A 12,900-nucleotide genomic window follows, 5' to 3' on the forward strand; every position below is an offset into this window, starting at 1 on the left:
TGTCGATCTCGCGCAGGTGCGGTGAACGGCTCACCACCGCCCCAATCGGGCGGACGGGGGCGCGTCTCAGGCCGCGACCGGCTCCGTGGTGTCGGCCTTCGTCGTTATCGGAGCCTCCGCGACACCCGCGCCCGCACCGGCGGAAGCCTGCTTCCGCATGCCCTTCAGGACGACCACCAGGGCGGTGGTGACACAGACGCCGGCCGCGATGGCGATCAGGTAGAGGAACGGGTTGCCGATCAGCGGGACCACGAAGATGCCACCGTGCGGGGCCCGCAGCGTCGCGCCGAAGATCATCGACAGGGCTCCGGTGACCGCGCCGCCCGCCATGGCGGACGGAATGACACGCAGCGGGTCGGCGGCCGCGAACGGGATCGCGCCCTCCGAGATGAAGGAGGCGCCCAGGACCCAGGCCGCCTTTCCGTTCTCGCGCTCGGTCTGGGTGAAGAGCCTGCCGCGCACCGTCGTGGCGAGGGCCATGGCGAGCGGCGGCACCATACCGGCCGCCATCACGGCCGCCATGATCTTCATGGCCGAGTCGCTGGGGCTCGCGACCGCGATACCGGCGGTGGCGAAGGTGTACGCGACCTTGTTGACCGGGCCCCCGAGGTCGAAGCACATCATCAGGCCGAGCAGCGCGCCGAGCAGGACGGCGTTGGAGCCGGTGAGACCGTTGAGCCAGTCGGTCATGCCCTTCTGCGCGGAGGCGATGGGCTTGCCGATGACCACGAACATCAGGAACCCGACGATCGCCGCGGAGATCAGCGGGATCACCACCACCGGCATGATGCCGCGCAGGGCCGCCGGGATCCGCACCTTCTGGATCCCGATCACCACACCACCGGCGATGAGACCGGCGGCCAGGCCGCCGAGGAAGCCGGCGTTGATGGTGAGGGAGATCGCCCCGCCGACGAAGCCGGGCACGATACCGGGCCGGTCCGCCATGCCGTAGGCGATGTAGCCGGCCAGCACCGGGACGAGGAACCCGAAGGCGACGCCGCCGATCTGGAAGAGCAGCGCGCCCCAGCTGTCCCCCTGGGTCCACACGAAGTGGTCCATCACCGACGGCGCCTTGTTGATCTGGTAGCCGCCGATCGCGAACCCGAGGGCGATCAGCAGACCGCCGGCCGCGACGAACGGGACCATGTAACTCACGCCGGACATCAGCCACTTGCGGAGCATGGTCCCGTAGCCCTCCCCGGCGGCACCCGCGCGCTCCACCGGCGTGCCGGGGGCGGAGCCCGCGGTGACCTCGCCGCGCTCCGCCTTGCCGCGCACCTCGGAGATCAGCTCGGTGGGCCGGTTGATGCCCGCCTTCACACCGACGTCCACGGTCGGCTTCCCGGCGAACCGGTCCTTGTCCCGTACGGGCACGTCGTGCGCGAAGATCACGCCGTCCGCGTCCGCGATGACCGCCGGGTCGAGCCGGGTGAATCCGGCCGAGCCCTGTGTCTCGACGACGAGTTCGACGCCCGCCGCGCGGCCCGCGTTCTCCAGCGACTCGGCCGCCATGTAGGTGTGCGCGATACCGGTGGGGCAGGAGGTGACGGCGACGATACGGAACGGGCGCTCGCCGGTGCTGACCGTGGCGGTGTCGGCGGAGGCCGCCGCCGACACCGCCACGGAGTCCTGGGAACCCTCGGCCACCTCGGCCACCTCGGGCACCTCTGAGGCCTCGGTCGTCGCCGGGGACGTGGCCGCGCCGGCAGCCGCGGCCGCCGGGGACTCGTCCCCGCGGATGAGCGCGGCCGCTGCCGTCGCGTCGTCCACGGCCCGCAGCGCGGAGGTGAACTCGGCGTTCATGAGCTGGCGGGCCAGCGCCGACAGGATCGTCAGATGCGCGTCGTCGGCGCCCGCCGGAGCGGCGATCAGGAAGATCAGGTCGGCGGGGCCGTCCGGCGCCCCGAAGTCGATCCCGGCGGCGCTGCGTCCGAAAGCGAGCGTCGGCTCCGTGACGTGTTCGCTCCGGCAGTGCGGGATGCCGATGCCGCCGTCGAGACCGGTCGGCATCTGCGCCTCACGGGCGGCCACGTCGGCGAGGAAGCCGTCGAGGTCGGTGACCCGGCCCTGGGCAACCATGCGCTCGGCGAGGGCTCGTGCCGCCGCCTCTTTGGTCTCGGCGGACAGGTCGAGATCGACCAGGTCCGCGGTGATCATCTCGCTCATCGCGGGCTCCTTCGCACGCGTATCGCCCGTGGGGGAGTGGGCGGGGGTGAGGACGGGGACGGGGGTGAAGACGGGGACGGGGGTCAAAACGGGGGTGCCGCACGCGGAGGACTCCGGAGGTGCGGGGACGGTGAGGTCCGAGGGAATGACGGGATCTGCGGGATCTGCGGGATCTGCGAGGACGGCGCCGTGGCGGGTGCCGTGGGCGGGACCTGGGAAGTCCCCCCACCTCAGCGCCCGTTCGGGAGGCGTCTTCGGAACCGGGCCGGGAGACGCCTTCGCCACCGCGCCGCTACGCGGTACCTTCCGCGCCCGGCCAGGAGGCACCTTCCGGCCGGGAGCGCGGCTCGACGCCCGCGAGACCGGCCCGGGAGGCGTGCGCCGGCGCGTGGCCGCGCTCGCGGCGGTGGGGTCCGTCATGACACCGGCTCCGTGAGGACGCGGTCCACGGGGATCTCCGTCGTGACGGTCACGCCGGCGGGGTCGAGATCGGCCGGTCCCGGCATGACACTGCCGGGCAACTGCACGGCGGCGGCACCGTGGGCGACGGCGGAGGCGAGCGCTTCCGGGCCGCGCCCCCCGGCGATCAGGAATCCGGCGAGCGAGGAGTCACCGGCGCCCACGTTGCTGCGTACGGCGTCCACCTGGGCGCTGCCGAACCAGGCTCCCGAGTCGTCCACCAGCAACTGCCCGTCCGCACCGAGGCTCGCGAGCACGGCGCCGGCGCCCATCTCGCGCAGTTCCTCGGCGGCCTTGACCGCGTCGCCCACGGTGGTCAGGGGGCGCCCGACGGCTTCCGCGAGTTCCTCGGCGTTGGGCTTCACCACGTCGGGCCGCTCGCGCAGCGCCGCGAGCAGCGCCGGTCCCGAGGTGTCCAGGGCGATCCGGGCACCCGCCGCGTGGGCGCGGGCGACGAGGTCGGCGTACCAGGAGGGACCGAGTCCGCGCGGCAGGCTGCCGCAGCAGGTGATCCAGTCGGTGTCGCCGGAACCGTACTGCCGACGCACCGTCTCCAGGAGCGACTCGGCCTCCGCGGCGGAGAGTTCGGGGCCGGGCGCGTTGATCTTCGTCAGGGTGCCGTCGGGTTCGGCGACCGAGATGTTCGACCGGGTGGCTCCCGCGACCGGGACCGGGGCGACCTCGATGCCCTGCGCGTCGAGCAGCTCGGCGACGAGTGCGCCGGGCGCGCCGCCCAGGGGCAGTACGGCGATCGTGCGCCGCCCGGCCGCGGCGACCGCGCGCGAGACGTTCACGCCCTTGCCGCCCGGGTCCACGCGCTCGCCGGTGGCCCGGTTGACCTCGCCGCGGTCCAGTGAGGGGACTTCGTACGTGCGGTCGAGGGAGGGGTTCGGGGTGACGGTGAGGATCATGCGCGTACTACTTCCGTGCCACCGCGCTCGATGTCGGTGGCGTCTTCCGGGCTCAGCCCGGTGTCGGTGATCAGCAGGTCCACGTCGCTCAGGTCGCCGAAGCGGGCGAAGTGCTCCTGGCCGTGCTTGGAGGAGTCGGCGAGCAGCACCACCCTGCGTGCCGCCTGGACGGCCGCGCGCTTCACGGCGGCCTCGGCGAGGTCGGGGGTGGTCAGTCCGTGCTCGGCGGAGAAGCCGTTGGCGGCGATGAACAGGACGTCGGCGCGGATCTCGCCGTACGCCCGCAGCGCCCAGGCGTCCACGGCGGCGCGCGTACGGTGCCGGACGCGTCCGCCGACCAGGTGGAGCTGGATGCCGGGGTGGTCCGCGAGGCGGGCCGCGATCGGCAGGCTGTGGGTGACGACGGTGAGCGTCGCCTCCAGCGGGAGGTCGCCGGCGAGGCGGGCGACCGTGCTGCCCGCGTCGAGGATCACCGTGCCCTCACCGGGCAGTTCCGCCACGGCTGCCAGGGCGATGCGGTCCTTCTCGTCGGCCGCGGTGGACTCGCGCTCGGCGAGATCGGGCTCGAAGTCCAGGCGCCCGGCGGGTATGGCACCGCCGTGCACCCGCCGCACGAGACCCGCGCGGTCGAGGGTCTTCAGGTCACGCCGGATGGTCTCCGCGGTCACCTGGAACTCCTCGGCCAGCGACAGCACGTCCACCCGGCCGCCGTCACGAGCCAGCCGGAGGATCTCCTGCTGCCGCTCCGGTGCGTACATGTCCGTTCGCCTCCGACTGATGCCCGAATCTGTGGTTTCAGTCGGAGGCTACGCCCGGATTTCCGGAAAGTAAACAGGTTCGGACGCAGGACGGACACAAACAGGCATCGATGCTTCTCGGAGGCGGCCAAGAGCAGACCTGATCGGTCCCCGCACCCGCCTCCTGACCGCCCACGCCACCGGAACCGCCGGGGCCGCCCGCGCGAACCGCCGGGCCCGCCCGCGCGAACGGTCGGTGCCCGCCCTCCGCGGACGGAGAACGGGCACATGACCTGGGCGCCGGCCCCTCGGGCCGCTCGCTGTCGAACCTCGGGAGATCAGCCGGTCAGCACCGGCCCACCGTCGGACACCGGGGCGTCCCCCGACGAGCCCACGCCGTCCCGAACGCCGCCCCGCCCGGCGGACGGGGGCTCCTCCCCGGCGGAGTCCTCGCCGCCGGGCCCCTCTCCGACGGGCTCCTCCCCCGCCCCCTCCACATGCTGCGCCGGCCGCTTCGGCAGCGCGAACATCAGGAGGAAGATGGCCGCCATGAGCGCCACGACCCAGCCCAGCGCGTACTGGAAGGCGTGCACGAAGGCCGGGCCCACCTGGACCGCGGTGAGCCGGTCGGCGATCCGGCCGAAGAAGAGCACCGATACCAGCCCGAGGCCGAGCGCGTTGCCCATCTGCTGCACGGTGTTGATGAGGCCGGACGCCGAACCGGAGTGCTCGCGCGGAACCTCCGAGAGCACCGCGTCGGTCAGCGGCGCCACGATGAAGCCCATGCCCGCTCCCATGACGACCAGCGGAAGGGCCATCTGCCAGGAGGCGATGGACATGCCGTACCGGTCGGACTCCCAGATGTAGAGCAGTACGCCGACCGCCATGATCAGCGCGCCCGCCTGGAGCACCTTGCGCCCGAAACGCGGGACGAGCAGCTGCACCGACATACCGGCCGCGGCCGAGACCGCGATCGAGAACGGCACTCCGGTCAGCCCCGCCCGCAGCGGGGTCCAGCCCAGACCGACCTGCATGTACAGCGTCCAGACCAGGAAGAAGACGCCGAGGCCGACCCCGAAGACGGTCTGTACGGCGATGCCCGCCGCGAAGCTCTTCACCTTGAACAGCGACAGCTCGACCAGCGGCGAACCGTCCCGCGCGGCCTTCCGCCTCTCGTACGCCACCAGCCCCGCGAAGACGACGAGGGAGCCGGCCATCGACACGTACCCCCACAGCGGCCAGCCCAGCTCACGTCCGCGGGTCAGCGGGTAGAGCAGCATCAGCAGGGCCAGCGTCACGAGAGCCACGCCGACGAGGTCGAGCTTGAGGGCCTTCGGGGCCTTGGACTCGCTGATGAAGCGTCGTCCCAGGATCAGCGCGGCGACACCCACCGGCAGGTTGATGAGGAAGATCGGCCGCCACTCCAGGCCGAACAGGTTCCACTCGGTGAGCAGCGCGCCGAGGAGCGGACCGGACACGGCTCCCAGACCGATGATCGCGCCGAAGAGGCCGAAGACCTTCCCCCGCTCGTGCGCCGGGAAGGTGGCGTGCACGATCGACAGCACCTGCGGCACCATCATCGCGGCCATGCCGCCCTGCAGGATCCGCGAGGCGACGAGCATCTCCGGGTTCGCGGCGAAGCCGCACAGCGCCGAGGCGACCGTGAATCCGCCTATGCCGAGGAGGAAGACCCGCTTGCGGCCGTGGATGTCACCGAGCCGTCCACCCGTGATGAGGCCGGCGGCGAAGGCCAGCGCGTAGCCGGCCGTGATCCACTGGATCTGGCCGAACGAGGCGCCCTCGTCCCGCTGGATGGACGGGATGGCGATGTTGACGATCGTCACGTCGACCAGGTCCATGAAGGCCGCGGTCATCACGATGGCCAGGGCGAAGCAGCGCCGCCGGTCGGCCGGGCCCGGCGCCCGCACGGCCACGCCGCTGGGAGGGATGTCGGTGGAGGTCATGAGAAGAAGGTAGGCCCTCATTAGGTCAGGTCATGTCCTAGATGTGCGGCACTCTGGGAAACATGACGACGGACACGCCGGCCCGGCTTCTCCAGCTGCTCTCCCTCCTCCAGACGCCCCGCGAGTGGCCCGGCGGTGAGCTGTCCGAGCGGCTCGGGGTGTCGCGGCGCACCGTCCGCCGCGACATCGACCGGCTCCGCGAGCTGGGGTATCCGGTGCAGGCGACGAAGGGCGCCGACGGCGGTTACCGGCTGGTGGCGGGCAAGGCGATGCCGCCGCTGGTGCTCGACGACGAGGAGGCGGTGGCCATCGCGGTGGGTCTGCGGGCGGGCGCCGGGCACGCGGTCGAGGGCGTGGAAGAGGCCTCCGTACGGGCCCTCGCCAAACTGGAGCAGGTGCTGCCGTCCCGGCTGCGGCACCGCGTGTCCACCCTTCAGGCCGCGACCACCCCGCTGACCAGCGGGGACGGAGCGAGCATCGCGCCCGAGACACTGACCGTGATCGCCTCGTCGGTGGCCGGGCGCGAGCGGCTGCGGTTCGCCTACCGCTCCGGGGACGGAACGCCCTCGCGGCGGCAGGCGGAGCCCTACCGGCTCGTCTCCACCGGCCGTCGCTGGTACCTCGTGGCGTACGACCTCGACCGCGCCGACTGGCGCACGTTCCGCGTCGACCGCGTCACCGAACCCGCCTCGACGGGCGTCCGCTTCACACCACGCGAGCTGCCGGCGGGGAACGCCGCGGAGTTTCTGCGGCAGTCGATGTACCGGCGTCAGGAGACGTACGAGTTCGAGGTCACCTTCGCCGCGCCCGCCGCGTTCGTCGCGGCCCGGCTGCCCAACTGGCTCGGCGCGCCCGAACCGATCGACGAGGACAGCTGCCGGCTGCGGTCCTCCGCCGGTGACTCGGTGGAGTGGCTGGCCGTGCGGATCGCCCTGGTCGACTGCGAGTTCACGGTCCATCGGCCACCGGAACTGGTCGGCCACATAAGGGAGTTGGGCGAGCGCCTGACGCGGGCGACGGGTGGCGCGGAGGACTTCGGCACCGTTGTCGGGTGACGTACGCCGGGTGGGGTGCGCCGACGGCCCGAGGGAAGATCACGTAGCGCTTCCGGGCGGCCCGGCGCACGCGGCACCGGTCACGGTCGGCCGGATGTGCCCTTGTGGCAGACTCTGCCCTCCGGGTCACCCCGGGGTTCAGGTACGGGGTGGCCCGTCGGCCTGCCCGAAACCCGGCCCGCCCCCCGTCACCTTCCCCGGGCGAAGGCCCCGAGCCCGAAGACCCCGGGCCCGAAGACTCCGGGCGAAGACAAAAGCGGAGACAAAATGGAGCCGAGCCCCGGCGCCAGGGGGGAAGGCGCCGAAGCTCGGCTCTGGAAGAGTCCCGGCGCGGGGGGGAGTGCGTCGGGACTCGGTTCTGGGGGGTCTGGGGCGTGCGCCCCGGGACCCTGAACCCTGGGCCCTGAAGTCTTGTGCCCAGAGCTCAGCGTTTTGAAGCGGCGTTACATGGCCATGTCCGGTCGAGTTATGGCCGACCTCAAGCGGATACGGATCTGCCGCACCGCCCGGACCTGCCGGACGGGTGCTTCGGATCCCTACGAACCATACGCGGAGCGGAACGGTATGAACCGCACGAACCGCGCGAACCGCGCGTACTCATTACGTCGCCCTCGTCACGTCGTCCCCGTCACATGGCCCTCGTCACATCGACCTCGTCACGCGGACCCCGTCACGCCGCCGCGTCGAAGCCCGTGTCGCGAGCCAGCTTCTTCAGCTCGAGCAGCGCGTGCTTCTCGATCTGGCGGATGCGCTCACGGGTGAGACCGTGCTCCTTGCCGACCTCGGTGAGCGTGCGCTCGCGGCCGTCGTCGATGCCGTAGCGCATCTTGATGATCGAGGCCGTGCGCTGGTCGAGGCGGCCGATCAGGTCGTCCAGCTCCTCACTGCGCAGCAGCGTCAGCACCGACTGCTCGGGCGAGACGGCGGAGGTGTCCTCCAGGAGGTCACCGAACTGGGTGTCGCCGTTGTCGTCCACCGCCATGTTCAGCGAGACCGGGTCGCGGGCCCAGTCCAGCACGTCGCCGACGCGCGCCGGGGTCGAGTCGAGCTCGGCGGCGATCTCCGCGTGCTCGGGCTCGCGGCCGTTCTTCCGGTTGAACTCGCGCTGCACCCGGCGGATCCTGCCGAGCTCCTCGACGAGGTGCACGGGGAGGCGGATCGTCCGTGACTGGTCGGCTATGGACCGGGTGATGGCCTGGCGGATCCACCACGTCGCGTACGTCGAGAACTTGAAGCCCTTGCGGTAGTCGAACTTCTCGACCGCGCGCACCAGGCCCGCGTTGCCCTCCTGGATCAGGTCCAGCAGCGGGAGGCCGCTGCGGGGGTAGCGGCGCGCCACCGCGACGACCAGCCGCAGGTTCGAGCGGATGAAGACGTCCTTGGCCCGCTCGCCCTCGGCGATGAGCGCGTCCAGTTCCTCACGGGTCGCGTCCGCCTTGGGGGCATCCACCTCGCCGTCGATGATCTGCCGCGCGAACACACCCGCCTCGATGGTCTGGGACAGCTCGACTTCCTTGGCGGCGTCGAGCAGGGGCGTGCGCGCGATCTCGTCGAGGTACATGCCGACCAGGTCGCGGTCGGCGATTTCGCCGCCTACGGCGCGAACACTGCGTGCCGCGTCGCGGGTCTCGCCGGTGGCGGACTGACGACGGGCGACGGCACGGGTTGCCATGCGTGCTCCCTTGCGTATCGGTGTGTCCCCCGCTCGAGCCGGAGCCGAGAGCGGGAGGAGGGCTTGCGAGTCCTGGTGGCGGCTCGGCCACTCATCCGAGTGCCCGGCATCCGAAGGAAACAACGACTGGAATCCGGACAGAATTCCCAACCCGTTCCCCTATTTTTCTGATCATGCAGTACCCTGTGCCGCCACAGCAGGGGGTCAGATGACGTCAGAACGTACAGATGTGCAGGTCAGGGCCGGAGTGGAGAGCGATCTCGGCGCCCTCACCAAGATCTACAACCACTACGTACGCGAGACGCCGATCACCTTCGACACGGCGGTTCTCACACCGGAGGAGCGCCGTCCGTGGCTGCTCTCCCACCTGCAAGACGGCCCTCACCGCCTGATGGTTGCCACGGACACGGACCGGGAACCAGGGAGCGGACGGATTCTGGGGTACGCCACATCCAGCGGCTTTCGCCCGAAGCCCGCCTACGTCACCTCGGTCGAGGTGTCCGTCTACCTCGCCCCCGGCGCGGGCGGCCGCGGCATCGGCACACTCCTCTACGAGGCACTCTTCGAGGCGCTGGCCGGCGAGGACCTGCACCGCGCCTACGCGGGCGTCGCACAACCCAACGAAGCGTCCGTGCGGCTGCACGAACGCTTCGGGTTCCGGCACGTCGGCACGTACCGGGAGGTGGGCCGGAAGTTCGGCCGTTACTGGGATGTCGCCTGGTACGAGAAGGAGCTCGGCCCCGGCTCCGACCCCGCCGGGTGACCGGGCTTCAGCCGAACTGCACCGAGCGCTTCGCCAGCCCCATCCAGAAGCCGTCGATCACGGACTTCTGGCCGTCGAGCTCACCGGTGGCGTCCGCCGCGCCCATCGTCACGAACAGCGGGGCGAAGTGCTCGGTACGGGGGTGGGCCAGCAGACCGGCCGGCGACTTGTGGGTGAAGTCGAGCAGGGCGTCCCAGTCGTGGGCGTCCAGGGCCCGGTGCCCCCAGTCGTCGAACTCCGCCGACCAGGACGGGACGCCGCCCTGCCGCAGCGCCGCCAGATTGTGCGTGAAGAAACCGGAGCCGACGATCAGGACACCCTCATCACGGAGGGGGGCCAGTTGCGGCCGATGTCCATCAGCTTCACCGGATCGAGGGTCGGCATCGAGATCTGCAGGACGGGGATGTCGGCCTCGGGGAACATTTCGACCAGGGGCACGTAGGCACCGTGGTCGAGGCCGCGGTCCGGGATGTCCTGGACGGGGATGCCGGGCGCGCGCAGCAGCTTCCGTACGGACTCGGCGAGCCGGGGAGCGCCGGGGGCCGCGTAGCGCACCCGGTAGTAGTGCTCGGGAAAGCCCCAGAAGTCGTACACGAGCGGTACGGTCTCCACCGCGCCGAGGGCCAGCGGGGCCTCCTCCCAGTGGGCGGAGACCATCAGGATCGCCTTGGGGCGGGGCAGTTCGGCGGACCAGGCGGCCAGCTGGCCGGGCCAGACCGGGTCGTCGGCCAGCGGCGGGGCGCCATGACTGAGGTAGAGGGCGGGCATGCGCTCCTGCGGGGCACGCCCCTCGGTGACGTCGGACATGGCGACAGACATGGCGGCTACTCCCTCCGAGGGATTCATCGTAGGACCGATCAGCCAGTTATTTGAAGTCTCAAGCTTTCATCACGACTCTACCCCCGACTTGTTTAACCTTCAAGAAGAGGCTCGTACAGTGGAGTACATGAACACGGCATCCGCACCCGCTGAAGAGCCGCGCTGGCTCACCGACGAGGAACAGCGCACCTGGCGTGCGTACATGCACGCGGCCACCCTCCTCGAGGACCACCTCGACCGGCAGCTGCAGCGCGACGCGGGCATGCCGCACGTCTACTACGGGCTGCTCGTCCAACTCGTCGAGGCGCCGCGCCGGCGACTGCGGATGACCGAGCTGGCCATGAACGCCAAGATCACCCGCTCCCGTCTCTCGCACGCGATCGCCCGCCTGGAGAAGAACGGGTGGGTGCGCCGGGAGGACTGCCCGTCCGACAGGCGCGGCCAGTTCGCGGTGCTCACCGACGAGGGCCACGAGATGCTGCGCCGGGCCGCGCCGGGCCATGTCAGCGCCGTACGCCAGGCCTTCTTCGACCGGCTCACCCCCGAGCAGAACCAGGCCCTCGGCGACGCCATGCGCGTCATCGCCGAGGGGCTCCAGCCGAAGGACGCGGGCGCGGATCTGCCCTGGTTGCGGTAGCGCTCCGCCGTGGGGACGGGTGTGCGGACGCGGGTCCGCCCCGGCTCCGACGAGTTCGGAACCGGGGCGGACCCTGGGATTCGTACGGGCGAGGCGTCCCCACCCCGCGCCCGTACGCGAAGTACCCGCGCGACGGGTGATCAGTGGGCGATCACCGGCACCTTGATCTCGTCCTCGGCGCCCTCGCCCGTACCGACGGTCGAGGACATGTCCGGACGGCCGGTGTTGACGAGGGTCACGGCGATCGCGGAGGCGAGCACCAGGATGCCGACGGCGAACCAGATCGCGTTGGTGTAACCGTTCACCAGGCCCTGCAGCTGGACCAGCTGCTGCTGCGGCTTGGAGGCGGCACCACCGATGTGGTCAGCGATGTACGAGGTGGTCGCCGAGGCGGCGATCGTGTTCAGCAGAGCCGTACCGATCGCGCCGCCGACCTGCTGCGAGGTGTTGACCATCGCGGAGGCGACACCGGCGTCCTGCGGCTGGACACCGTACGTGGCCAGCGACATGGCCGGCATGAACGCCGTACCCATGCCGAGGCCGAGCAGCAGCTGGGCCGGGAGCAGCAGACCGGCGTACGAGGAACCGATCTCCATCTGGGTCAGCAGCAGCATGCCGATCGCGGCGGTCAGGAAGCCGGGGGCCATCAGCAGCCGCGGCGGAACCCGCGTCATCAGGCGGGCGCCGATCTGCGTGGAGCCCGTGATCATGCCCGCGATCATCGGCAGGAAGGCGAAGCCGGTCTTGACCGGCGAGTAGCCCTTCACGATCTGCAGGTAGTAGGTCAGGAAGAGGAACAGGCCGAACATCGCGATGATCGCGAGGCCGAGGGAGAGGTAGACACCGCCGCGGTTGCGCTCGGTGATCACGCGCAGGGGCAGCAGCGGAGCCTTGACCCGGGACTCGACGAGGACGAAGGAGGCGAGCAGCACCGCCGAGGCGACGAACAGGCCGATCGTGCTGGAGTCGCTCCAGCCGGCCGACTCGGCGCGGGTGAAGCCGTAGACGAGGGAGACCAGACCGAGGGTGGACAGGACGACGCCCGGGATGTCGAGCGGCGAGCGGTTGCGGCTGCCGGCCGGCTCACGGATGACGAAGTACGCGCCGAGGGCGGCGATGATCGCGAACGGGATGTTCACGAAGAACGTCCAGCGCCAGTTCAGGTACTCGGTGAGGAAACCGCCCAGGATCAGACCCACGGCGCCGCCGCCACCGGCGATCGCACCGTAGATGCCGAAGGCCTTGGCGCGCTCCTTGGCGTCCGTGAACATCACGGCGAGCAGGGAGAGCGCGGCGGGCGCGAGCAGCGCGCCGAACGCGCCCTGCAGGGCGCGGGCGCCGAGCAGCAGGGCCTCGCCCTGTGCGGCGCCGCCCAGCGCGGAGGCGCCGGCGAAGCCGATCAGGCCGGTGACGAAGGTGCGCTTGCGGCCCCACAGGTCGGCGATGCGGCCGCCGAAGAGGAGCAGGCCGCCGAAGGCGAGGGCGTAGGCCGTGATGACCCACTGCCGGTTGCCGTCCGATATCCCCAGGTCGCGCTGGGCGGAGGGCAGCGCGATGTTCACGATGGTCGCGTCGAGGACGACCATCAGCTGGGCGAGCGCGATGAAGGCGAGGGCCTTCCAGCGATTGGAATGCGCGTCGGCCGTTTCCGCCGCCGCTGTCGGTGTTGCTGATGAAGACATGGGGATACCCACTCCGGTACTTCGCAGTGAAAAAA

General features: G+C 71.1%; 9 protein-coding genes and 1 pseudogene. 3 read left to right on the forward strand and 7 right to left on the reverse strand.

The window, feature by feature from the left end:
• Positions 1 to 66 precede the first annotated feature (66 nt).
• The 4 genes from HEP85_RS17600 to HEP85_RS17615 form a co-directional block, all read right to left on the reverse strand.
• Positions 67 to 2,166, reverse strand: coding sequence for a fructose-specific PTS transporter subunit EIIC (locus HEP85_RS17600; protein WP_168528593.1), 2,100 nt, complete (start codon positions 2,164 to 2,166; stop codon positions 67 to 69).
• A gap of 416 nt (positions 2,167 to 2,582) precedes the next feature.
• Positions 2,583 to 3,536: a 1-phosphofructokinase gene (gene pfkB / locus HEP85_RS17605; RefSeq protein ID WP_168528594.1), complete on the reverse strand. Its 954-nt coding sequence runs from the start codon at positions 3,534 to 3,536 to the stop codon at positions 2,583 to 2,585.
• Positions 3,533 to 4,294, reverse strand: a complete 762-nt coding sequence (locus tag HEP85_RS17610) for a DeoR/GlpR family DNA-binding transcription regulator (protein WP_168528595.1) — start codon at positions 4,292 to 4,294, stop codon at positions 3,533 to 3,535. Before HEP85_RS17610 ends, pfkB begins: the two co-directional genes overlap by 4 nt.
• Before the next feature lie 317 nt (positions 4,295 to 4,611).
• Positions 4,612 to 6,237, reverse strand: a complete 1,626-nt coding sequence (locus HEP85_RS17615; protein ID WP_168528596.1) for an MFS transporter — start codon at positions 6,235 to 6,237, stop codon at positions 4,612 to 4,614.
• Positions 6,238 to 6,299: 62 nt separating this feature from the next.
• Between HEP85_RS17615 and HEP85_RS17620 the strand changes: the two genes are divergently transcribed.
• Positions 6,300 to 7,292 (forward strand): YafY family protein, encoded by a 993-nt coding sequence (locus HEP85_RS17620; RefSeq protein ID WP_168528597.1) that lies wholly within the window; start codon positions 6,300 to 6,302, stop codon positions 7,290 to 7,292.
• 670 nt (positions 7,293 to 7,962) lie between these two features.
• Here the strand turns inward: HEP85_RS17620 and HEP85_RS17625 are convergent.
• Positions 7,963 to 8,964: an RNA polymerase sigma factor RpoD/SigA gene (locus HEP85_RS17625; protein ID WP_168528598.1), complete on the reverse strand. Its 1,002-nt coding sequence runs from the start codon at positions 8,962 to 8,964 to the stop codon at positions 7,963 to 7,965.
• A 208-nt stretch (positions 8,965 to 9,172) separates the two neighbouring features.
• On the opposite strand from HEP85_RS17625, the gene HEP85_RS17630 reads away from it, so the two are divergent.
• Positions 9,173 to 9,727, forward strand: coding sequence for a GNAT family N-acetyltransferase (locus HEP85_RS17630; RefSeq protein WP_168528599.1), 555 nt, complete (start codon positions 9,173 to 9,175; stop codon positions 9,725 to 9,727).
• A 7-nt stretch (positions 9,728 to 9,734) separates the two neighbouring features.
• Here the strand turns inward: HEP85_RS17630 and HEP85_RS17635 are convergent.
• Positions 9,735 to 10,495 (reverse strand): annotated as a pseudogene (locus HEP85_RS17635) (dioxygenase).
• Between the two features lie 178 nt (positions 10,496 to 10,673).
• Here HEP85_RS17635 and HEP85_RS17640 point away from each other — a divergent pair.
• Positions 10,674 to 11,183, forward strand: a complete 510-nt coding sequence (locus tag HEP85_RS17640; RefSeq protein WP_168528600.1) for a MarR family winged helix-turn-helix transcriptional regulator — start codon at positions 10,674 to 10,676, stop codon at positions 11,181 to 11,183.
• A 140-nt stretch (positions 11,184 to 11,323) separates the two neighbouring features.
• On the opposite strand, the gene HEP85_RS17645 is transcribed toward HEP85_RS17640, so the two are convergent.
• Entirely contained in the window at positions 11,324 to 12,865 is a 1,542-nt protein-coding gene (locus tag HEP85_RS17645; protein ID WP_329288391.1) for an MFS transporter, read from the reverse strand.
• Positions 12,866 to 12,900 lie beyond the last annotated feature (35 nt).

It is taken from the genome of Streptomyces sp. RPA4-2, assembly GCF_012273515.2.
Taxonomy (GTDB): domain Bacteria; phylum Actinomycetota; class Actinomycetes; order Streptomycetales; family Streptomycetaceae; genus Streptomyces; species Streptomyces kaempferi.